The following is a 22,788-nucleotide window of genomic DNA, read 5'->3' on the forward strand; positions in this document are numbered from 1 at the left end:
AAAGACTTGAATAAATCCAAGTCTATTTTTAGAACTATAAATTTTACTTAATCAAATATGTATAAATTAATTTTAGTGTGTTTTCAATACCTTTTAAGTGGGTTCTTTCCATACCATGTGAGGCACTCACACCACTCCCAATTAATGCACCCTTCATATCGACACCAGCTCTTCTTGCTGCACCAATATCACTACCATAATATGGGAATATATCTACTGTAAAATCAAGTTGGTTTTCTTTAGCCATCTCAATGAGTTTTGTTGTTAACTCGTAGTCATATGGACCACCTGAATCTTTAGCACAAATAGATACTGCATATTCACTACCTGCTAAATCAAGACCAATACAACCCATATCAAGTGTAACAAACTCTGAGATTTTACTATCAACAATGGAAGCACCATGACCAACTTCTTCGTAAACAACAAAATATATTTTTGTATCATACTTAAATTGAATTTTATGTTCTGAAGTGTATTTCAGAAGCATGAGTAAGATAACTACTGAAGCTTTATCATCAATAAATCTTGATTTTAAAAAACCTGTGTCTGTTATGGTAAATTTAGTATCATAGCTTACAATATCTCCGTTTTGAATACCAAGCTTAGTAACATCTTCTTTAGAAGACACTTCTACATCTAATCTAACTTCTAAGGAATCTATATCCCTAGATTTAGTATTCGCATCCTTAAATACATGTACAGCAGGAGATGTAGAAAGTATGGTACCAGTATATTTTTTGCCATCACGTGTATAAATAGTACAGTATTCTCCATCAAGTGTTGGTGTACTAGGTCCTCCTAATGTTGTAAGTGTTAAATTTCCATTAGATTTGATGGATCTAACCATTAAACCTAGTGTGTCACAGTGAGCAGATGTTGCAACTATTTTTGATGAATCTTTACCTTTGATAAATATCTCTAGTGCACCACTATTTAATATGGTAGATTTATACCCATAATTATCAACATATCGCTTAATCAATTCTATAACTTGTTTTGTAAATCCTGTTGGGGAGTCACATTCAAAAATCTCTTTGGCTACTTGTTTAAAATACGCTAAATCAAATGATATCATATTTTTACCTCTCATTAATTAATGTATCAATTATATCAAGAATTAATTAATAATTAAAGATTAATTATTCATACATAACATGTTGCAAATTGGTATATTTTTAAAACATTTAAGGATATCATGTGATTTCTCATAAGATGTGTAGAATGTCTTTATTATTGTATACTTTATGATTATTGTTTGCTACAATTATCTTTGAGGTATTTTTTATGAAAAGATTTTGTAAATATTTTGGCGATAAAGCCTTCTATAAAATGGCATTAGCAATCATAATTCCAGTAGTTATTCAACAATTAATTTTAAACCTAGCAGGTCTTATTGATACCTTTATGATCAATGGGTTTTCACAAACAGCATATACCGGTGTATCCACAGCTAACAGATTTATGTTTATAATCAACTTCTTTTGGATCGGATTAGCAGCAGGTATTAGTGTGTTTGTTTCACAATATTTTGGGGCCAAGAATAAAAAAGGTATTATCGGAACCTTTCAACTAGGTATCTTATTAGCAATCGTTTTTGGTATTTTTTCTACTTTCTTAATTAATGTATTAGGTCCTGAAATGATAAAAATGTTCTTACCAACAACTGACCCTGAACAAGTTGAGTCTGTAATGTTTGGTATTGAGTATATTAAGATTATAGGATATGGTGCGATTGTATTTTTATCATCTTTTATGATTGCAACCTTCTTTAGATCAGTTGGTCGTGCTAAGGCACCATTATTTGCAGGTGTCATTGGTATTGTTGTAAATATGGTTTTAAATATGATATTAATATATGGTTTCTTAGGTTTCCCGGCAATGGGTGCGATTGGTGCAGCTTGGGCTACTGTAATATCTAAGATTGTGGAATTAGTAGTTTTACTTGTGATTGCATTCTTCTATAGTAATGAGAATTATGCTAGAGAAATATTTAAAAAATTCCTAATAACAAAACGCTTAGTCATAATGTATATATCAAAGGGTGGTCCAATAATTATAAATGAAATATTATGGTCAATCGCAATGGTACTTTATGCAATGTTTATTACTAGTGGTATTTATGAATGGGTAACTGCTTATGGCTACTCACAAAATGCTACAGACATCTTCTTTGTATATTACTCAGGTATGGCAACCGCAACAGGGGTAATACTTGGTCAAGCCCTTGGTGAAGGTGATTTTGAAAATGCAAAAGACTACCTTATCAAACTACGTGCCGTCATGATGGTAACAAATATAGGTATTATGTTATTAATTGTTCTATTATCCCCTATAATACTCCTCATGTTTACACCCGTTAACTCGCTTTATTGGTTGGCATATCAGCTGATATTAATAAATGTTATCTTCATTGCAATTTATGGCTATAATGTAATGAGTTATTACGCACTAAGAGCTGGAGGCGATTCAATTAGAACATTTTTACTAGATCAACTTCCAACATACTTAGTCGGGTTACCTATAGTTATGTTATTAAGTCATTATAGAGTAGAATTAGGTGTGAATATTCTAATTATATTCCTTGCAAGTAAGTCAACAGATGTTGTAAAACTCATATTTGCTAGACATATTATTAAAAAAGGGACTTGGTTAAATAACTTAACTCTTGATGAAGTCAAAATAAAAACAGCCTAGGCTGTTTTTTTATTAATTTATGTAATTAAATATTTATTTATAAATTATTTAAGTATTCGAACTTCATCAGTTAATATGTATGAATCATTCACAACATCCATATAAAGGTAAACTTCAAAGGTAGATTTATGATTTATAACTTTGATGATCAGTGTGTTTTCAGTAAATTCACTTTCAATTTTATCGATTGAAAATGGATACATATGAGAATTTAAATCAGCAACCGACTTGGCAAATACACCTGATTTTACATCATAAAGGTCGTAATAATAGTCCATAATGCCATCAGTTCTAATTATAATCATATTTGTATCGGGTACTTCATAAATAGTATTTGCAAAACCAAAAGTGAACCCTAGAAGTAAAATAAATGAAAGTCCTATACTTACAAAACCAATAAATAAACCTATTAGTAATTTAAAAAGCGTTTTGATCTCAGAAAATAAAAGTGTTATACCCATAGCTATTAAATATAGGGCTAAGACTGGATATACAAACCAATCCTTTGAAAATGCATAAGAAAATAGAATCATATATTCGATTTTCGCTAATAAACCTATAACAATCATTAACCAAAGTAATATGATAACTGTAGAAATCATCATAAAAATATATTTCTTATTTAATTTTTTTTGTTTAATTAACTCCATAAAATTCACCCTTTAATTTATTTGACAATCATATTTAAATAATCCCCATTATGTTAAGTTGATTATATCATATTAAATGCTTGATTTGATATTTAGTATAAGTTGTTCTACAATGAAAAAGGCTTGATATTGGAATCAAGCCTTTTATATTCATGAACGAACACATTAAGAAACATTTTTAACGATGTGATCAGTCAAACTACCTTCATATATATAAAATTCATCTTGTGGGATTCTAGACCATGCAATGCGTATTTTATCATACATTTCCGGTTCCACATGAATTCTAAAATCCTCATAAATCTTTGCATATATACGATTATTTTCTAATTGATTTGACTTCATGATTAAGAAACTTCCTATGTAAATATCAGCAGGTGTTCCTTCCTTTAATCCATAATAAACATCTTTTAGATTATGACATTGTAAAAATGCTGCCATTTCAATGATTTTTAATGAGTTCGGTAAATATACTTTCTCTAACTCAAGATTAACAACGAACGCTTCTCGCTCAATATGTTCTACACCTTCGTTTAATTTCAATATCCTAAAGCCGGAAGTATTAGAAAAACTTAATTTTTCAATTAATTTTGAAGAAATCTCTATTGTTTCCCCTAAATCAGCATAGTAAAAAGCGTTAGATTTAATGATTTTTGCATCTATAATAAGATTTGAGATGATAGATGTTGAAAATGCATATGGCTCAATGGTTTGAATATTTGTAGGGATATGTAATGTATCAATCGTTCTGCCAGCATAAGCATAACTACCAATGTGATGAAATAACGTTAGCTCGGTTAGATTGCTTGGAGCTAAAATAAGATAGTTTAGATCATTATCCTGTTTGGATACTGCATTATCTATCATTTTATAGTTTGGGTTAGTACGGCTGATTGACATCCCACTTAATGAAGAACCAATGAATGCTTCAGGTTTTATAAGTTCTAAATCGTTGAACTCAACGTTGTTCAGTTGTTGATTTAGACCAAATGAATACATATTCATCGTAATTTTTGGATGATTAAATCGAACAGTGGTTAAATTACTATTTTCATAAAACGCTTTTTCTCCAATATCCACTGAATGATTAAAATCAAGAACTTCCAATCCGGAATCCCAAAATGCTGATGGACCAATACTTTCAAGGTTTATCGGAAAGTCAATATGTGTAAGTTTAGGCGTTAATCGAAAAGCTCCCTCTTTTATGGTTAATAAAGAATTTGGAAATTCTACAGATTTAAGTTCTAATGTTTTATAAAATAAATGTTCTGGTATTTCAGTCATACCTTCTTCAAAGATAACATCGGTAATTTTTGTCCCTGAAAATGCCCATGGTTCTATATAGATATTCTTAATATGAATAGAGCCTCTTAAACCTGTGTTACTAAATGCTGATGCACCAATATGGATTAACCCTGATGGTAAAGATACAATCGTCCCGTTTCCCATGAACGCTTCCATAGCTACATGTAAAAGACTTTCAGGTAAACTAATTTCATGAATACCATTGTCTTTAAATGCACTTTTTCCTATATGAGTGATGCCTTCTTCTATGATTAATGTTTCAATCGGTAAAAAGTTTCGTCCAAAAAAAGGTATGGATGGACTATTGATAAACGCATAATCTGATATTTTTGTAACAGGGTGTTCGTCATGCTCACCGGGTATGATAACATTTCTTATAAAATCTCCAGAAAACCCGGTAACCATATAAGTTTGATCTTCTTGCAAAACAAAAGTTAAATACTTATGAGGATCAGTTTCTTTACTATACTTTGGACTACAACCACTTAAAAATAGAACTATAGTTATAGTTAAAAATGAAATTAGAACATACTTAATTGATATTTTCATGTTATGATTTACCCCTTAATTTTAATCGGAACAAGAACATATTTATATATAAATGAATGTAACTTTTTGAATATTGATTTATATGTGATAAATGGTTTATGTAATTGTATTTTCTTATAATTCAGTTATAAAAATCGGTTATTTTCCTATATTATAACATACAAGATAAAAAGCCTTATTACATTTATATCGACATTAGTACTACTACAACTTTTAATTAATTGTTTAACTCAGTAAGTAAAGCGCTATAAAAAAGTCGTTAAATGATAACCAAACAGCTTAGCAACTGCATCTTTATAATTTGTCATTTTTTTACTATAGACTTTTTATTACGTTTTTATAAAATAGGTATGTGCTTCTTTTATGAGTGCGTCTTTAGCAGTATTCACAAACTGAACAATATTGCAAAACTCATAAGTTAAACCATTATTAAAAGTCATGATACCTTCGCACATAGCTCCTTTTCCATGACTTAATGCATTTTTAACTATTAACTCCAATATTTGTGGCTTAGTTGTTAAAGTTTGAGATAACTGTTCTAATTTAACAACATGATTTTCACCCACTATTTTCCATGTGAAATCTTCTCGAACATGAGTCTTAACAGTATCAATGTCTTTCTTTGATAGTGCAATCGTTAAGTCAATAACACGTTCCATTTTTGGTGCATTCCCACAATGATACATTACTTCTAGTTTCATCCTAACTCATCCTTTCTTTATTCAATTATATTCATTTTTTCAGTTAAACATCTAAATTTATATTACCATAGTTAATCCAACTTAAGAATCTACATAATTTGAAGTCTAATCCCTATCAATTTTTGAAACCTTATTAACAGATTTTTCATTAGGTTAATAATTATCTGATCTAAGATCTCCTTTATTTTGTATGGTTATTTATCTAATACCATTTGTATATATTAGTTTATGCTAAGTATATTTTACTTGATTTGGTATTTATAAAATACTATTTTATGCTTTCGTGTTTTTATGAGTAGTTTTTCCAAAATAATTGGAAACTCGTAACTCAAAACCATAAGATTTCAGTACTTTAATAAATAAAAAAGAGATTATCTCCCTACTTTCGTTTTTCATTATGTCGCTATTATTATATCTACACTGTTTTGTTAGTATGGCGGGAAAGAGGGATTTGAACCCACACGACGATCTCTTGTCTTACTAGTTTTCAAGGCTAGACGCTTCAGTACAACTTAGCTACTTCTCCAAAAAAATATTTTAGTACAAAAGAAAAAACATTCTATATATGACAATGTTTTATCTACTTTATAATCCGATTCTTTTTGTATATTTCTTATATAAGAGTGCAATGAATAACAAGTTTACTGAAATCCCTATTGCGAAATAATAGTAAGTATTTAATAAGTATTCACTAGGTATTAACGACATTGATATCATTCTGGCTACCCAAAACCCTGGGACAATTCCTAGTAATAGTTCGGTCCAATTAGTGATGAAAATTGATGCAACAGGGATTAATAATATTAGACCTGATACCTTCATAACAACAAAACCCTCCACTTTATTAGAAGCGAATGCATTAACAAGTAATGCAACAATCGGTGCTTGAAGACTTGATAGGATTGCGATCAAGAATACATCTAATATACTAGCATCAAGAAAGTTTGTAATAAAAATGACCAATAAGGTTGCCGATAGCCCAAATAAGTAACTGATGCCCAACTTAATTAAAATGTAATTGGATACTTTAATTGGTGTAATTCTCAATGAGTAAAGGACTTGGTCATCTTGATCATCTAACAAAGTGAATCCCGTCACTGCCCCATAAATGAAGGCAGTCATCATGATGAATACAAGTACGACGATGTTGGCTGCTAGTTCTGATGCATTATCTTTTATGAATGGAACTAACCAAAGAGAAACTAACACCAATATCAAAGGATATAGCATGAAAAACATATACATTTTATCTCTTAAAATACCTTTTAATTCATGTAATAATATACGTTTAAACATCATTACACCCCACTTTGTTTAACGGCATAGTGTTTGTATTTTGGATATATATAGAAGAAATAACCCAATAGTGTTAGTATAATCAATATTACAAATGATAGAATTGCTTCTAATTTTAAACTAGAAATTAATCCCGATTCAATCATAAATGTTGATGCTTGAGTTGGAGATATTAATAAGATATATTTCCAAAAGTCTGCCTTAAATAAAATACCAAATTGAAATAATGCGGATGGAATCATAAAGATAAAACTATATAACATCACCATCATTAACATGGAGGTAAAATCCTTTGCATGGTATGAAAATACAAATCCCAGTAAACTATGGCTAAAAATTGAAATTAGTAAGCCTAGTATTAGAAATATAACATTTACTTCTATACCTCTAACAAAGTAAAACACTAAAACCACCAAAAGAGATGAAAATAGCATATGAATGGTATTGGCAATCGCTTTGGATAAAATTTGTTCATGATAAGTCGTTGGTGTGACTAAAATTGTTGAGATTGTTTGTTCCGATTTCTCAAAAAACATGATTGAACCAATAAAAAGTACACTCATCATCGTCGCGTCTACCATTAAGATAAAAGGCAACATTTTATTTAAGATGGCGTCATCTTCAATGAAAAATAAAACTAGAAACCATATGAAAGCAACCAAAATACTGATGGTGGTTACTTTATACTTATTGAGTCTAATCAACTCACCTTTGGTTAGAAATAATAATCTACGCATGATTGAGTCCTACACCAGTGACCTTGATGAAAATTTCTTCCAGGGTGGTTTCACCTGTATGAATAGTCTCTATTTTCTTTTCTTTTAAAAGCTTGAAAAAAGTACCATTCTCATTTAATCCATCCATATCAAAGATTTGTGATGCGGTATGATTATTTTCATTATATTCAACTTTAATGGTTCTTTTACCATATTTTATTTTTAAGTTTCTTGGGCTATCTATTTCTTTTATTTGTCCATCCACAATAAACGCAACCCGATCACAGAGTTGATCGATATCAGCCATGATATGTGATGTGACAAAAACAGTCCCACCTTGTTTTTGATATGCTTTAATGAGATTCTTTAAAATCATAGCATTCGCCGGGTCTAAACCATTTGTCGGTTCATCTAGAAATAGCATTTTAGGATTATTTAACATCGCTCTGACGAAATTTAACCTAATTTTCATGCCTTTTGAAAATTCACCAACCATCTTGTTTCGATCTTCCCATAAACCAACACTTTTCATCAAGTCTTCAATATCAGCGTGGTTTTTATATAGTTTTAAGAAAAATTCGATGTTTTCCATTGCGGTTAGTTTTGAAAAGTGAATTGGCATTTCGAACGATACCCCAATATCTTCATAAAATGATTCATTTAATTCACTTAAACTTTTAGAATCATAATAAATACTACCTTGATAGCGATCTAAAAGTTTAATTAAGATCTTTTGTGTTGTGCTCTTCCCTGCGCCAGATGGTCCTAAAAACCCGAAAATTTCACCTTTTTTGATTTCAAAGCTGATACCTTTAATGGTTTCTACATGATTCTTTGGATATGTAAATCTTAAGTCTCTTACACTAAACATGATTTAATATTCCTTTCTTGAATATATCTAATACTGCTTTTATGCTTAGAACCCATTCAGTCTCATCTAATTTGTGGTAAATGAATGAATCAATGGTTACCTTGTTTAAAAAATCCATGATTATCTTAGCAAGGATTTTTGAGTTGATATCAGCCCTAATTAAGCCCTTTTCTTGGTCTTTTAGAATCCAAGACTCATAAATGCCTAAGATTTGCTCAAACCCCTGTTTGACGGCTTCGCTATCTTGATATAAAGGTGATGACATCATAAACTCACCTGCTTTGACAAATTTCGGATAGTCTCTTTTGAAATTAAGACCTGCTAAGTATAATGCTTCTACTCTTTCGATAAATGATTGTGTATGATTTGCGAAGATGTCTTTAAAATAAATCATCTTGATTTGTCCAATATACGTCATGAAATACTGATACATGTCGTCTTTATCCTTAAAATATTGATAAAAAGACCCTCTTGGAATTGAAGCATCTTTGATGATGTTTTGAATGTTGATGTTATCATAAGTTTGCTCTTGATAACTCATCAGTAATGGCTTCAATGTAGTTTCTCTTTTTTAGGTGTTTTGAGATTGTGAAATGTCTGAGTTGGCATAGTTCCTCCTGTTATGACAAGGTTGTCACATTTATAGAATACACTTAACCTTTTTCCTTGTCAAGCAAAAAAACTGATATGTAGTGATAAAAGTTGATGACTTATCTTTTTTCCAAAATATCAATTATACCTTTGTCATCCATAAACGTTTTTATAATCTCTGTTTTTAATTGATTTTGTTATTTTAATATATAAATCATTCATCTTTTAAAAATTCAGATAGTTTTTTAGAACAAATGCCTCCTGTATAAAAGGTTATAATCCGGCAAATACAGAATAAAAAAATCAATAGAACTAATAAAAGATTAATCAAGTTGCTATAGGAACATTACAATGGTTATGATTTATACAATCTATATCCTGAAGTGACTGACAATAAAAAACAAGTGGATTTAGAAGGCAGTAAAAATTTAGATTTCTTAGATAAGCTAATAGAGCAAATTGCAAAGGACACAAGAGATGAAATTTTGATCTTTGGAAGGACAAAGATAATACCATAAACATTTGAAAAATTTTGTTAAGAAATCCTAAATCAAATAGTATTAATAAGTATTTAAGGGTGCGATGTTTTTTACGGGCTACTAAATTCTAAAAATAGTTGACCTAACACATATTAACAAAACAGTGTTGATACAATTGTATCGACCTAATAGAATATGAAAGTAAGAAGAATTTGCCTCCATTCATTTCATTTTACAATGATTTGAATAGAAGCATTCTTTTTTTATTGTGTCCCACTATATTGGGTCAGTTCCATGCGACTAGTAATAGTCGTATTTTTTTATATCTAAAATAAATAAAAAAGAAGTCACCTTAAATGACTTCTTCATATATATCAATCAACGATTTCAAAACCTCTAAACCTAGCAATATGCTTAACATCTTTATCGCCACGACCAGATAAGTTAACAACAATAATCTGATCCTTTGGTAAAGTTTTTGCAAGCGATATTGCATAGGCTAGAGCATGAGAGGATTCTATTGCAGGTATGATACCTTCTATAAGTGTTAAATACTCAAATGCTTGTACAGCTTCTTCATCTGTTGCACCAAAGTAAGTAACACGTTTAATTTCATCTAAATATGCATGTTCTGGACCAACACCAGGGTAGTCAAGTCCGGCAGAAATCGAGTATACTGGTGAAATTTCACCTTTATCATCCAATAAAACTTTAGTCTTCATTCCATGAATAACCCCAGTTTGACCAAGTGTCATCGTAGCAGCATGTAAATTTGTATCTAAACCTTTACCTAACGCTTCAACGCCAATAAGTTTTACAGTAGGATCCGGAATAAAATCAAAGAATGCACCAATTGCATTAGACCCGCCACCAACACAAGCAATGACATAATCTGGTAGTCTATTTTCTAATTTTAGTATTTGTTCTTTAATCTCAATACCAATAACTTTTTGGAAATCACGAACCATCATCGGATATGGATGTGGTCCAACTGCTGAACCAATTAAGTAAAACATTGATTCATGTTCAGTACTCCATTTTATTAAAGCACTATCAACAGCTTCTTTAAGTGTTCTTAATCCTTCTTGAACACTAACTACAGTTGCACCTAAAAGTTGCATCTTATAAACATTAAGTGCTTGTTTTTCAACATCTACTGCACCCATATGAATTTCACATTCTAAACCAAGTAGTGCTGCTACAGTTGCAGTGGCTACACCATGTTGTCCAGCACCTGTTTCTGCAATCAACTTCTTTTTACCCATACGTTTAGCAAGTAACGCTTGCCCAATGACATTATTAATTTTGTGAGAACCTGTATGATTTAAGTCTTCACGTTTTAAATATACTTTTGCACCACCAAGACATTCTGTTAAGCGTTTAGCAAAATACAAATTAGAAGGTCTACCAGCATATGTATTGAGTAAGTCTTTAAATTCTTCAATAAATGCAGGATCATCCTTGAATTTATTATATGCATCCTCTACTTCTTTAATTGCGGTAAGTAAGTACGGTGGTAAGTATGCCCCACCAAATTGTCCAAATTCCATTTTCTTTCTCCTTTAGTATTATTAATATCTAGATAAAATAAAAACCCCTACATGGTTATCCATGTAAGGGACGAATATATCGTGGTGCCACCCTGATTTAGAAATCTAAAAAGATTTCCCTCTTTCACATACGCTAACATTGAAGTTATTAATATGTTAACCCCTATAACGTGGGGTATATCGTCATTCGCTACTTACTTTACGTCATTTCACAAATGCTTCTCAGCAATCCCATTCACAAGGTTTCATTTATACCTACCTTTCACCTTTGGTAAGCTCGCTTATCATAAAGAAATGACTTGTTACTATTTTGCATCTTCGAATTTATCTCATTATAAGACAAATAAATACTAATTGCAACCCTAAAGTTAAAAAAAGAACCAATAAGTATTTATTGATTCTCAGACCGTTGAAAAAGTATTTTACTCAGATGGTTATTGGGTAAAGTACTTTTTTTCTTTCTATTGTATAATATTTGTTTGAAGATTGAGTTTGGTCCTTGCGGCGTCGATTGCTAATAACGGTATGACATTGAGATCACTTAATAGACCTACATCTGTTTTGGAATCTTCCTTTTTAATTTTCCTTGATTAATATTCATAATTACTATATAAAATGTATATAGTAAAACTTATTTATAGGGGTATAAGTATATGTTTATGAATGAAGATAGATTAAAGGATGAATTTATTCTTTCAACTTTAAATGATTTTGTTCCTGAAGAACACTTAGTTAGAAATATAACTAAATGGGTCGATTTTTCTTTTATCTATGACTTAACCAAACCTTATTATTCAGATAAAGGTCGTCCTGCCATCGATCCTCTTGTCCTTTTTAAAATTCCTATTATTAAAAGTTTGTTTGGTATTTCATCTATTCAAAGAACTTGTGAGGAAATTCATGTCAATGTGGCTTATCGTTGGTTTATTAATTTGCCATTCTCTGAAAAAATACCTGACCATTCAACTTACTCTAAAAATTATACGCAGCGCTTTTATCAAACAGATATTTATCATCAAATTTTTACGAACGTTCTGAATCAAATTATCAAACTGCTCTGCTACTAAAAAAGGGATTATCTCCCTATTTTCCTATTCTTTAAAGTCGATACAATTGTATCAACACTGTTATGCTAATATGTGTGATGCTACCTATTTTAATACAAATTAGCACCCCATGAATTTTTTTAGCACCCTTTGCCTAATTTTAGCACCCCTACTGAAAAGTTGCGCACTCCCTATGAAGTATATTATTCAAGTTAAGACATTATTACTTAAAATGCCCACTATATTGATATGAAGCAGCCTTTACGATCATATTTGTAGAGTCTAGAAATTATCAAAGTTCATATTGTAGTAGTTGATTAACAGCACTTTCTACATGAAATCTGAAAATTTCCTTAATATCTTTACCTTCGACTAGCGTTTTTAAGATTTCTAATGTAAAATTATTCATGAGGGATCTCCTTTGTATATTGGTTTTAGACAACTCTATTATACTGAAGTGAGATTCCTTTTTTAATTATATTCAGATTTTCATTTACACAAAATATTTTACACTATGATTTCTAAACTGTACGTCTTTCAAAATAATGATTTTCAGCTATCTTTGCATAACTTAATTCCTTTAATTTAACATCCAGTTTAAAATTAAATTATTTATAAACACGTTATATTGCTTCCAATCCATATTACTTATTGTATCATCCTGCACAACAAGATAATTTTGAAACATCTTTATCAAACGCTAGTGCTGCTAATTTTAACCCCTCGGCCATTGTTAAATATGGAGCAAGACTATCTATAAGATTTTCAATAGTAAGTCCATGTTTTACCGCTAGTAATGCTGCATAAATAACATCTCCTGCATTTTCAGATACAATATGTGCACCTAGTATTCTATGTGTTCTTGTATCTGCAACCAACTTAAATATGCCGGTTGTTTCACGATTTACTATTGCTCTGGGGACTAAATTTAAATTGATTACAGAAGTTTTTACTTCATAGCCTATATTTTTAGCTTCTTTCTCTGTTAATCCAACGGTTGCAATTGCTGGGTTTGTAAAAGTAACTGCAGGTACAGTCGATAAATCGATTTTTTTATTTAATCCGCCTATAGCATTGTCTGCAACAATTCCACCTTCATATGCTGCCACATAGACAAATTGTGGTCCTAAAGTAACATCTCCAGCTGCATAGATTTTATTGTTACTCGTTCTTCCATAATCATCTATTATAATTTCATTGCTTTCTCCTACATTAACGTCTGCAGCACTTAAATTTAAAGTGTCTGTATTAGGTTTTCTTCCTGTTGCAATCAATAATTGTTCTGATTCAATAATCTCATTTTTACCATCAACTGTAATATAAACCTTTTTGATATCACCAATTTGTTCTATTCGTTCGTAAGCTACACCTTTAATAAGTTCTATACCTTGTTCAATCAATGATTTTTCGACAGTATCTGAAATTTCAGGATCATAGTCTTTCAGAAGTTGTTTTCCCCTTTGGATAATCGTGACTTTTGAACCTAAATTATGAAAAAGTTGCCCCAGTTCTAATCCAATATATCCTGATCCAATCACTGTTAATCGTCTTGGTGTTTCTTTTAAATCAAGTAATGTTGTGCTTGTTAAATAATCAACAAATTCAAGTCCATGAATTTTAGGTATATAAGACGATGCTCCAGTAGCAATTAAATAATTTTTTGCAATATATCTATTATCATTAACTTCAATTGTTGTTTTATTAATAAATCTCGCTTCACCTTTAACTAAATCAATACCGTATTCATCGATTAAATTTATATATTTCTGACTACGAAGCTCATTGACTAATTCATCTTTTTGTTTTACTAAAGTTGCTAAATCCACTTTTTGAGCATTTGTTTTTAAGCCAATGAATGGATTAGACTTTGCTGCTTGATTGATTTCTCCTGCTCTAAGAAGCGTTTTTGATGGAATGCAACCTACATTTACACAAGTCCCTCCAACTTCCCCACGTTCAACAATAGCAACTGTTGCACCGTATTCTATTGCTTTAATTGCCGCAGAAAAAGCAGCAGCCCCAGATCCAATTATAATAAGATCATAAATCTTATCCTCACTATCGTTTTTATTAAAGGATACTTCTTCTATCATTCCAGCTTGATACTTAATATTATTTATCGCAATTTTTGAAAGTTCGACATCAGTATCTTTTGGAAGTTCAAATATTGCTTCTCCATTGTGAAAACTTGCTTTAACATTTATTGCACCTATTTTTTCAAGTGCTTCCACTATGTGACCCTCGCAACCTTTACAAGTCATCCCTTGTATTTTCATCTTAAGTTTTTTCATAAGTATTTTTTCTCCATTCTAGGATTTACTCCATATCATATCCATTTAAATTTTAAATTTATTTATTACTTTTATTCTTGTTTAATATATCAAAAATATGTTATATTTTCTTGTTCTTTTCTCAGTTGATGCTCATCTGCCGTTTCTGTTTCTGTTAAAACTTCATAGCCAACAGCTTTTACAGCCTTTTTAACATCTTCGATAGAAACTTTATCCATATCATAATCAAAGGTTAACTTTTCGGTTGTTAAATTGACATTGACATTTGTTATACCATCTAGTTTAGCTGTTGCTTTTTCAACAGATGCTACACAGGATGCACATGTCATACCTTTAACACTTAAATTTTCATGTTTCATCTAATCACCTTATCTTTCTCATACCCCTATGTAGGGGGTATATATATCTTACAATAGTAACTACCAATTTGTCAAGGAGCTGGCATTATAAATATAAAAAAAAGACCTTTATCAGATCTCATCATTTGTAATGCTTTAGTTTTCTTTTCTTGGAGAAGATTCTAATGAACCCTCATATTTATTATATATTATTTAAAGAGCGATTTCTATAATCAATAGGATTCGTTTTTAATTTTAGAACGATTCTAGTGTTGTTATAGTATTCAATGTATTCATCAATACCTTTAATTAATTCATCAGCTGAATTAAATTCATCTTCATGTCCATACCACATTTCATCTTTGATTCTGCCAAAAAAGTTTTCGGTCGGACTATTATCTAAACAGTTTCCTTTTCTACTCATGGATTGAATCATCCCTAATTCAATTAGTCTCTCTTGATATCTCGAATTTTGATATTGTATGCCTTGATCTGATTGGATCATCATACCCTCAATTTGATTTCCATGCTTTTGCTTCAATTGAGTCAGCATATGCATCACTTTATCGACCTTGGCATCTTTGGCTGCTACATAAGACAGAACTTCTCTGGTATTAAAATCAATAACTGGAGATAAATAAACTGCTGCGTTTTTAACTCTAAACATTGTAATGTCTGTACCTGCTTTTTCAAAGGGTCTTGTTGTTATAAATGTTTGTTTCATATGATTAGGCTTTACATATCCTTTATCCCCTTCATATGATGAGTATTTAAGCCATTTCTTGCTTCTAAACTTAAGATATCCTTTGGCTCTCATAATCTCTAAAACTTTATTGTTTCCTATCTTATATCCTAAATTCTTTAATTCAATGTAAATCGCGTTGTAATGCTGTCTTTTTTTATGCTTCTTTAAATATAACTCATCAATTTTATCTTCAATTTCTTGATACTTATTTACCTTGTTTTTAATGACTGATAGATTGTAATCATAAACCGATGGTGCCATATCTATGATTGCTAGAAGATGTTCTAATTTGTGTTTCTTCCTTAACCCTGCAACAATTAAAACTTTATCCTTATTTGTTGCTCCTTCTAGCTTTTGGGTTAAGGACTGAGATTTTTTTAAGTATTTTATCTCTGCACGTAGTCGCTCGTTTTCTTCCTTTAATTTTTTATCTACGATATTTCTTGCTCGCTCATCTTTTAATACATAATTCTTTCTTGGATATGTATCTTGTACGCCTGCTTCACCTTTGTTTTTATAGTTCTTAATCCAGTCTTGTAAAATGGTCGGATCTGTTAATCCAAAATCAAGCGCGACACTTCTGATTGATTCATTACCTTCAAGCACTCTTTTTATCGCCAATAGTTTGGTATCTCAATAGTATATCTTGCCTTCTCGATTCAAAAATACCTCTGAACCGAATTTTTTGTACAAATTGACATTGTACTTAATATTACTGACATCGTAATTATCATATGCTTGTTATATATGTGATAATGATTTACCTTTCAGTAAATGTTCCTCTACCATTTTTAATTTCATTTCCTGCGTGATTCTCATAAAAAAAGTTCCCCTATCTTTAGATTGGTTATATTCATTATAACCTTTCTCCAAGATTTGGAAACTATTTCATTCTAGTATGGTGGAACCGATGGGAGTCGAACCCATGTACGAGACTTTTCTTCTATTATAATCTACATGTTTAGTCAATTTAATAATTTAATACCGCTTAGTAAATTAACAAAATTAGCAAGTACGAGGCTAGTTTCGAATTTTCATGCTATACACCTAGACATATGTATAACCATAACATGCTTTACTGAGGCAAGTCTAAAGTCACATGTAAACTATTAGAGTGCCAAGCAATTTGTCTTAATTAAGCAAATGCTAAAGTTTGTGTTTGGTTTCCGGTTATTATAACCTCGTGTTTTTAAGCGCACTACCGCTACATGCATATAATAGATTCCAGGCCCCGGCAAATCCATAAACGGCCCCATTCCATATCTATTTTACCTTTTTATTTAGAACTTAGCAAGTTTTTGTTGTACTAATGGTACACGTTGTAGTGCTAAATAAATTGGTGTACCAATAAGTGCAGCAATCACTGCTTCTGTTAAACCATTAAATCCTACAATAAATACGATAACATCCATTACTTGATCTGTTTGAAAGACTTCAAAGAATGCATCATATGAAAATAATGCTACTGAAGCCAATACTAAGAATGTATGGATTAAGGTGCCTATAATGAATATTGAAGGTACAACAAGTGATTTAAAATCATGTTTTAAATATAAATAAACATATAGCCCAACAAACACTAGTATGATAGCTCCAGCAATAATATAATTTGCATTATCACTTAAATTACTAAAAACAACAAATGTACCTTCAAAGATTGCAACACCTGTAATTGCGGCAACTAATGCAATAATAATGAAACTTCCAAATTTAGTATTTTTTAAGATTTTAAATAATCTAAATAAGAAGAATACAGCAAATACAAATAAAACTCTTGGTAGTATACTTACTAACGGATTAATAAATGCAATATTAAGCCCTACAGGGTTCATTGCTGCCTGTATTAAACTTACTACACCAAATGCTAATCCCGGTATCCAAAAGTACTTAAAAGATAGCAAAACAGCTGCAATTAAAACTGGGATATGTAGTATTGTGATTGGATTACCTGGAACAATTGTGATGAATCCAATTTGTGGTACCATACCCATTAAAAAAATTAGTGCAACAAAAATAGAAGTTAACACTAATTCGAATGTTTGATTTTTTCTCATATAATTTTCTCCTTTTTAGGCCACTTTGGGTCCCATAAGTTAAAAATATTATACCACACGTAAAATATATACTTCAAGTATATAACCTAGGTATTTAAAATATGTAAAAAAATTTTAAAATTTATAGATCTAGTCTCATTAAATTGTTATCAAAGTACTCATTATCTATATTAGTAGAACGTTTATCCACTGCATATGTGTAGAATCCAAACTTTTCATAAAGTCCGATTGCTTTATGATTATTAGATAATACTTCAAGGTAAATTGTTTCAGTAATACCGGTAGACTTCGCATAATCTATAAGTGTTTTTATTAACATAGAACCAACGCCTTGATTCCAGTAAGCTTTTAAAACAGATATTCCAATACTTGATTTATGCTTTGTTCTATCTTTTGTATGAAGTTGTATGTGAGCAGTAGCTATGATTTTTGAATCATCTTTAACGACATACATTTTTTTGTAAGGTGTCTTACTAAATGAATCTAACACGTTCATTTCTTCTTCTATGCTTAATCCAACACCTTCTGCACCAAATAATAAGAAATTGGTTTCGCTTCCAACTTCTTTTAAGTAGCTTAACATAGCTTGAGCATCTTCTTTTTGAACTAATTCTACTTTAAATGTCATATTGTATCCTCTTGTTGTCTATCAATGAGTGAAATTTGTCTTAACCTTTCACTTACAACTCGATCAGCATCTTTTGTTTGAAATTGTATCATCTTTATCAAATAATCACAACACTTAAGAGCATGTGTCTTAACATGGATTGTAGATACCATATGAGCAAGCGCTCTAATATAGAACTGTTTATCATTTTCTAGTGTTCTAGCTAATTCATGTAACTTAAAAGCATACGCCCTAGCCGTGGTTACATTTGGGATACCCAAAAGTGATTCATCAATTAATGAAAGTGCAGTTTTATTATATAAATCAAACTCATATTTAAAATGCGGTAACATGACATGCTTAATCCAGACTAAAGTAGAGGCTTTAGTCTGGAGGTTAAATTTATCCATAAAATTGTCATAAACATTAAGTTTATATTGATTGAATAATTTCATAATTTAAAATTGTTAATCACCTTGTTTAAATTGATTAAAAAGGTGCGTTAAGCACCTAGCAAATCATCCATACCAAATAATCCACTCTTCTTATCTTTAATGAATTTAGCTGCTTTAATAGCACCTTCAGCAAAAACACTCTTTTCATGAGCAATATGTGTAAATTCTAAAGTCTCACTTAGGTTAGAAAAAATGACAGTATGCTCTCCAACATAGTTTCCTAGTCGAAGGCTATGTACGTGAACTCCATTTTCACTGGATTCACCATGAATAAGTGCTCTTTTTTCAGGTAATGCATCATTGACTGCATCATATAGTTTAAACGCTGTGCCACTTGGACTATCTTTTTTAAAACGGTGATGTTTATCAATCATTTCTATATCATAACTACTATCTATTTGACTGCTTACAACTTTGAGTGCGTTTGTCAGTAAGTGTATACCAACAGAATAGTTTGCAGAATAAAAGATAGGTATATGTTGACTATATGATTTTATTAAAAGAAAATCATCTTCACTATAACCTGTGGTTGCAAGTACTAATGCTTTATGATGTTTTTTGGCAAAGTCTAAAAGTGCAGGTAATATAGTAGGTGTGGAAAAATCAATTAACACATCAAAGCTACCTAAGTCATCTAACTTATCTACTATTTGTTCTGACCTTTTACGATCATAACCACCAATGTATTCAAGTGTTTCATCTAATAATATTTGTTTTTTTAAGACCTGGCCCATTTTACCAAGTGCACCACTAATTGCTATTTTAATCATTATCCACCAACTTATAGTCTCTTAAAACTTTTAACAACATACGGTTATGTTTAGCACCAAGTTTCGTTAAAGGTAATCTTGGTTTACCTACTTCAAATCCTAAATGTTCTAGTGCTCTTTTAACAGGTATAGGATTGGATTCAACAAACATCATATCATGAAGTTTGTTGAATTTTATAAATGCTTCTTTATTATCTATACCAGCTCTAAAGTTTTGAATAAGTAGTGAAGTAGATAATGGAATAATATTTGCAGTAACAGATATGACACCATGACCACCTAAACTTAAAACATCATAGACTTGGTCATCATTGCCACTTAAGACAATAAAATCTTCATGTGTTTGGTCAATAATAGATTTAACTTGTTCTAAGTTACCACTTGCTTCTTTAATACCTATAATATTTTTGACTTTACTTAAGCGTTTAACTGTATCTACTTCTAGGTTCACACCGGTTCTAGATGGTACATTATAAAGCATAATAGGTAAATTAATTGATTTAGCTACAGCCTTATAGTGCGCTAATAACCCATTTTGAGTTGGTTTATTATAGTAAGGTGTAACAATTAATAAAGCATCAGCACCTAATCTTTGTGCAGTTCTTGAAAAAGATATCGTTTGTTTTGTATCATTACTTCCTGTACCTACCATAATAGGTATACGCTTATTAATGTAATTTACTACAAACGAAATAACTTCTTTTTTCTCACTTGAGGTAAGTGTTGGTGATTCAGCTGTAGTACCTAATATCACTAAAAAATCTGTTTCATTCTCAATATGAAAATCTAATAATTTTTGTAGTACTGGGTAGTTAATTTTAGACCCCTTAAATGGAGTAACTAGTGCAACCCCTGAACCTGTAAATTTTTTCATTTTATAAACTCCTTATAGATATACTCACCTATTTGTACTGCATTAAGTGCAGCACCTTTTCTAACATTATCAGCTACTGTCCATAATAGTACTTTGTTTGGATAGTTTAAGTCTGTTCTGATACGACCGATGTGAACTAAATTCGAGCCACTTGCATCTAAAGGTGTTGGATAATCATTGGATGGATATAACTTAACTTCGTCTATTTTTCCGTAAGCATTCTTTAGTTTATCCAAGTCAATATTTTCTTTTGTGGTAGCTTTAATTTGGACACTATGTCCTACTTTTACTGGGACTCTGACTGTTGTTGCAGTTATGTTTATCTTTGAAGCTAATATTTTTTGAGTTTCTAAAATCATCTTCATTTCTTCTTTAGTATAACCATTTTCAAGAAATTGATCTATCTGAGGTATAACATTATTATATATCGTTTTTGGATAAAAATTAGGTTCTAAGCCTTGTGATGTTCTCTCTAAATCCTCTATACCGTTAACCCCTGAACCACTGACTGCTTGATAGGTTGAATAGTCAACATCTACTAAATTAAATAATTGATGTACTGTATGAAGTGCTACAACACTTTGTATGGTAGAGCAATTTGGATTTGCAACTATATAGTCACTAGATTTTAGCACATGACTATTCACCTCAGGTACAACTAATGGGATATGTTCTATCATGCGGTGCGCTGAGGAGTTATCTACAACATATATCTTTTTAGAACTTGCGATTTTAGCGTATTTTAAAGCAAGGTCACTTTCTATTGCAAAAAACACGATATCTAAAGGATCATTAAAACTATCTTCGTTCAGTTCTTTGATAATGATAGTTTGACCTTTAAATGCAACTTCTTTACCCTTAGAACGACTGGATGCGTATACATAAAGCGTATCTACCGGTAAGGATGATTGTTCAAGTATTTCTAGTAGAGTTTGACCAACCAAACCTGTAATACCTACAATACCAACATTAACTTTTTTCATAGATTCCACCTTTTGACTAAACATTGAAGTGTTTAGCTAATACTTCAACGACTTTATTCTTATATTTATTATCAAATGTATAGGAAATAGATATTTCAGATGTTGTAACTAACTTCACTTCTAAATCATTTTCTGCAAATAATTCAAATACTTCTGCAGCAATACCAGATTGGGAGCGCATCGCACTACCTACAATAGATACCTTTACAACTTCATTTACTTTTAATACTTGAATGGTTGGGTTTTTAGCTTCAAATTTATCAAGTACTTCGTTGACTGCATCTAAATCATCAGCATGGGCCGTAAATGCAATATTAATGGTACCACCCACACTAGGGTTTTGGTTAATAACGTCAATATTAACTTCGTTTAGTGCTAAATCTTTAAACAGTTCTGCAGTAATCTTAGTTGAATAAGGTATACGGCGAATTGAAACCATAACTACTTTTTCTGTAACAGCAATACCAGTAATTTTTTTATCTTCCATGTTTTGTTTGTACTCCTTAATGTAAGTCCCTTCTAAAGGGTTTTTAAGTGATGTGACATAGACTGTTACACCATAGTTTTGAGCAATATCAATGCTTCTAGGTTCCATGATATTCGCACCTAAAAATGCCATTTCTTTCATTTCTTCATAATCTATTTGGGTTAATTTTTGAGCATCCGGATAAATCCTAGGATCCACACCATAAATGCCTGAAACATCTGTATAAATTTCACAAATAGCACCAAGTTTAGCTGCTAGAGCAATTGCTGTTGTATCTGATCCACCACGACCTAAAGTAGTGACTTCACCTGCTTCATTAAAACCTTGAAAACCTGCGACAATGACAATATTACCTGCCTGAATATGCGCTTCAACACGTCTTGTATCAATACTTGATATTTTATTTTTAGTATGAGTACCCTTGGTTAAAATCCCTGCTTTTTCTCCAGTTAAAGCAATCGATTTATAACCCATATCATTTAACATAATAGAAAGTAACGCGATTGATACAACCTCACCAGTTGATATGAGTAAATCCACATCACGCTTATTTGGATATTTTGTAATATCTTTGGCCATTTTAATTAAACTATTTGTAGTTTTTCCCATGGCTGATAATACAACAACGAGTTCATTATAGGTGTTTTTCTTTTCAATAATCGTTTGGGCAACTTCTTTCATTAAATCTAGGTTTTGAACACTAGAACCACCAAACTTTAAAACTGCTCTCATA

The 22,788-nt window shown here is 31.0% G+C and carries 21 protein-coding genes, 1 other RNA gene and 1 other annotated feature; of the genes, 2 read left to right on the plus strand and 20 right to left on the minus strand.

Features of this window, described 5'->3' with window-relative positions:
* Window positions 1–43: 43 nt before the first annotated feature.
* A complete protein-coding gene (locus ACL_RS03810) occupies window positions 44–1,078 on the minus strand; it encodes a M42 family metallopeptidase (protein ID WP_012242714.1) in 1,035 nt (344 codons plus the stop codon).
* Window positions 1,079–1,287: 209 nt separating this feature from the next.
* Between ACL_RS03810 and ACL_RS03815 the strand changes: the two genes are divergently transcribed.
* Complete coding sequence (locus ACL_RS03815) at window positions 1,288–2,697, plus strand: MATE family efflux transporter (protein WP_012242715.1); 1,410 nt, start codon at window positions 1,288–1,290, stop codon at window positions 2,695–2,697.
* Between the two features lie 44 nt (window positions 2,698–2,741).
* Here the strand turns inward: ACL_RS03815 and ACL_RS03820 are convergent, their stop codons facing one another.
* The 8 genes from ACL_RS03820 to trpB form a co-directional block, all read right to left on the minus strand.
* Window positions 2,742–3,347, minus strand: coding sequence for a hypothetical protein (locus tag ACL_RS03820; RefSeq protein ID WP_012242716.1), 606 nt, complete (start codon window positions 3,345–3,347; stop codon window positions 2,742–2,744).
* Window positions 3,348–3,512: 165 nt separating this feature from the next.
* Window positions 3,513–5,201 (minus strand): leucine-rich repeat domain-containing protein, encoded by a 1,689-nt coding sequence (locus ACL_RS03825; protein WP_012242717.1) that lies wholly within the window; start codon window positions 5,199–5,201, stop codon window positions 3,513–3,515.
* A 329-nt stretch (window positions 5,202–5,530) separates the two neighbouring features.
* Entirely contained in the window at window positions 5,531–5,902 is a 372-nt protein-coding gene (locus tag ACL_RS03830; RefSeq protein WP_012242718.1) for a hypothetical protein, read from the minus strand.
* Between the two features lie 585 nt (window positions 5,903–6,487).
* Window positions 6,488–7,201, minus strand: a complete 714-nt coding sequence (locus tag ACL_RS03840; RefSeq protein WP_012242719.1) for a hypothetical protein — start codon at window positions 7,199–7,201, stop codon at window positions 6,488–6,490.
* Window positions 7,201–7,935, minus strand: coding sequence for an ABC transporter permease (locus tag ACL_RS03845; protein WP_012242720.1), 735 nt, complete (start codon window positions 7,933–7,935; stop codon window positions 7,201–7,203). The genes ACL_RS03840 and ACL_RS03845 overlap by 1 nt, the downstream gene beginning before the upstream one ends.
* Entirely contained in the window at window positions 7,928–8,785 is an 858-nt protein-coding gene (locus ACL_RS03850; protein ID WP_012242721.1) for an ABC transporter ATP-binding protein, read from the minus strand. Before ACL_RS03850 ends, ACL_RS03845 begins: the two co-directional genes overlap by 8 nt.
* Entirely contained in the window at window positions 8,778–9,341 is a 564-nt protein-coding gene (locus tag ACL_RS03855; protein WP_041634036.1) for a TetR/AcrR family transcriptional regulator, read from the minus strand. Before ACL_RS03855 ends, ACL_RS03850 begins: the two co-directional genes overlap by 8 nt.
* 888 nt (window positions 9,342–10,229) lie before the next feature.
* Complete coding sequence (gene trpB, locus ACL_RS03860) at window positions 10,230–11,405, minus strand: tryptophan synthase subunit beta (RefSeq protein ID WP_012242723.1); 1,176 nt, start codon at window positions 11,403–11,405, stop codon at window positions 10,230–10,232.
* A gap of 63 nt (window positions 11,406–11,468) precedes the next feature.
* Window positions 11,469–11,733, minus strand: a binding site (T-box leader).
* 325 nt (window positions 11,734–12,058) lie between these two features.
* Between trpB and ACL_RS03865 the strand changes: the two genes are divergently transcribed.
* Window positions 12,059–12,472, plus strand: a complete 414-nt coding sequence (locus ACL_RS03865) for an IS1182 family transposase (RefSeq protein ID WP_012242724.1) — start codon at window positions 12,059–12,061, stop codon at window positions 12,470–12,472.
* A 635-nt stretch (window positions 12,473–13,107) separates the two neighbouring features.
* On the opposite strand, the gene merA is transcribed toward ACL_RS03865, so the two are convergent.
* The 11 genes from merA to ACL_RS03915 form a co-directional block, all read right to left on the minus strand.
* Entirely contained in the window at window positions 13,108–14,742 is a 1,635-nt protein-coding gene (gene merA / locus ACL_RS03870) for a mercury(II) reductase (protein WP_012242726.1), read from the minus strand.
* Between the two features lie 89 nt (window positions 14,743–14,831).
* The gene (locus ACL_RS03875) at window positions 14,832–15,101 is read right to left on the minus strand and encodes a copper ion binding protein (RefSeq protein WP_012242727.1); all 270 of its coding nucleotides are present in this window, start codon (window positions 15,099–15,101) and stop codon (window positions 14,832–14,834) included.
* A 181-nt stretch (window positions 15,102–15,282) separates the two neighbouring features.
* On the minus strand, window positions 15,283–16,446 hold the full coding sequence (locus ACL_RS03880; RefSeq protein ID WP_049751953.1) for an IS3 family transposase: 1,164 nt from the start codon (window positions 16,444–16,446) through the stop codon (window positions 15,283–15,285).
* 278 nt (window positions 16,447–16,724) lie between these two features.
* Window positions 16,725–17,079, minus strand: a transfer-messenger RNA (tmRNA) gene (ssrA, locus tag ACL_RS07410).
* A gap of 26 nt (window positions 17,080–17,105) precedes the next feature.
* A complete protein-coding gene (locus ACL_RS03885; RefSeq protein WP_012242729.1) occupies window positions 17,106–17,879 on the minus strand; it encodes an ECF transporter S component in 774 nt (257 codons plus the stop codon).
* 121 nt (window positions 17,880–18,000) lie between these two features.
* Window positions 18,001–18,507: a GNAT family N-acetyltransferase gene (locus ACL_RS03890; RefSeq protein ID WP_012242730.1), complete on the minus strand. Its 507-nt coding sequence runs from the start codon at window positions 18,505–18,507 to the stop codon at window positions 18,001–18,003.
* On the minus strand, window positions 18,504–18,941 hold the full coding sequence (locus ACL_RS03895; RefSeq protein WP_012242731.1) for a putative immunity protein: 438 nt from the start codon (window positions 18,939–18,941) through the stop codon (window positions 18,504–18,506). The genes ACL_RS03890 and ACL_RS03895 overlap by 4 nt, the downstream gene beginning before the upstream one ends.
* 47 nt (window positions 18,942–18,988) lie before the next feature.
* Entirely contained in the window at window positions 18,989–19,711 is a 723-nt protein-coding gene (gene dapB / locus ACL_RS03900) for a 4-hydroxy-tetrahydrodipicolinate reductase (protein ID WP_012242732.1), read from the minus strand.
* Entirely contained in the window at window positions 19,704–20,585 is an 882-nt protein-coding gene (gene dapA, locus ACL_RS03905; protein WP_012242733.1) for a 4-hydroxy-tetrahydrodipicolinate synthase, read from the minus strand. Before dapA ends, dapB begins: the two co-directional genes overlap by 8 nt.
* The gene (locus tag ACL_RS03910; protein ID WP_012242734.1) at window positions 20,582–21,568 is read right to left on the minus strand and encodes an aspartate-semialdehyde dehydrogenase; all 987 of its coding nucleotides are present in this window, start codon (window positions 21,566–21,568) and stop codon (window positions 20,582–20,584) included. The genes dapA and ACL_RS03910 overlap by 4 nt, the downstream gene beginning before the upstream one ends.
* 16 nt (window positions 21,569–21,584) lie before the next feature.
* Entirely contained in the window at window positions 21,585–22,787 is a 1,203-nt protein-coding gene (locus ACL_RS03915; protein ID WP_012242735.1) for an aspartate kinase, read from the minus strand.
* Window position 22,788: the final 1 nt, after the last annotated feature.

This window comes from Acholeplasma laidlawii PG-8A (genome assembly GCF_000018785.1).
Taxonomy (GTDB): Bacteria; Bacillota_I; Bacilli_A; order Acholeplasmatales; family Acholeplasmataceae; genus Acholeplasma; species Acholeplasma laidlawii.

Coding starts and splice junctions, on each gene's coding strand:
- ACL_RS03810 (WP_012242714.1), bottom strand. CDS start 1,078: ATGATATCATTTGATTTAGCGTATTTTAAACAAGTAGCCAAAGAGATT.
- ACL_RS03815 (WP_012242715.1), top strand. CDS start 1,288: ATGAAAAGATTTTGTAAATATTTTGGCGATAAAGCCTTCTATAAAATG.
- ACL_RS03820 (WP_012242716.1), bottom strand. CDS start 3,347: ATGGAGTTAATTAAACAAAAAAAATTAAATAAGAAATATATTTTTATG.
- ACL_RS03825 (WP_012242717.1), bottom strand. CDS start 5,201: ATGAAAATATCAATTAAGTATGTTCTAATTTCATTTTTAACTATAACT.
- ACL_RS03830 (WP_012242718.1), bottom strand. CDS start 5,902: ATGAAACTAGAAGTAATGTATCATTGTGGGAATGCACCAAAAATGGAA.
- ACL_RS03840 (WP_012242719.1), bottom strand. CDS start 7,201: ATGATGTTTAAACGTATATTATTACATGAATTAAAAGGTATTTTAAGA.
- ACL_RS03845 (WP_012242720.1), bottom strand. CDS start 7,935: ATGCGTAGATTATTATTTCTAACCAAAGGTGAGTTGATTAGACTCAAT.
- ACL_RS03850 (WP_012242721.1), bottom strand. CDS start 8,785: ATGTTTAGTGTAAGAGACTTAAGATTTACATATCCAAAGAATCATGTA.
- trpB (WP_012242723.1), bottom strand. CDS start 11,405: ATGGAATTTGGACAATTTGGTGGGGCATACTTACCACCGTACTTACTT.
- ACL_RS03865 (WP_012242724.1), top strand. CDS start 12,059: ATGTTTATGAATGAAGATAGATTAAAGGATGAATTTATTCTTTCAACT.
- merA (WP_012242726.1), bottom strand. CDS start 14,742: ATGAAAAAACTTAAGATGAAAATACAAGGGATGACTTGTAAAGGTTGC.
- ACL_RS03875 (WP_012242727.1), bottom strand. CDS start 15,101: ATGAAACATGAAAATTTAAGTGTTAAAGGTATGACATGTGCATCCTGT.
- ACL_RS03885 (WP_012242729.1), bottom strand. CDS start 17,879: ATGAGAAAAAATCAAACATTCGAATTAGTGTTAACTTCTATTTTTGTT.
- ACL_RS03890 (WP_012242730.1), bottom strand. CDS start 18,507: ATGACATTTAAAGTAGAATTAGTTCAAAAAGAAGATGCTCAAGCTATG.
- ACL_RS03895 (WP_012242731.1), bottom strand. CDS start 18,941: ATGAAATTATTCAATCAATATAAACTTAATGTTTATGACAATTTTATG.
- dapB (WP_012242732.1), bottom strand. CDS start 19,711: ATGATTAAAATAGCAATTAGTGGTGCACTTGGTAAAATGGGCCAGGTC.
- dapA (WP_012242733.1), bottom strand. CDS start 20,585: ATGAAAAAATTTACAGGTTCAGGGGTTGCACTAGTTACTCCATTTAAG.
- ACL_RS03910 (WP_012242734.1), bottom strand. CDS start 21,568: ATGAAAAAAGTTAATGTTGGTATTGTAGGTATTACAGGTTTGGTTGGT.
- ACL_RS03915 (WP_012242735.1), bottom strand. CDS start 22,787: ATGAGAGCAGTTTTAAAGTTTGGTGGTTCTAGTGTTCAAAACCTAGAT.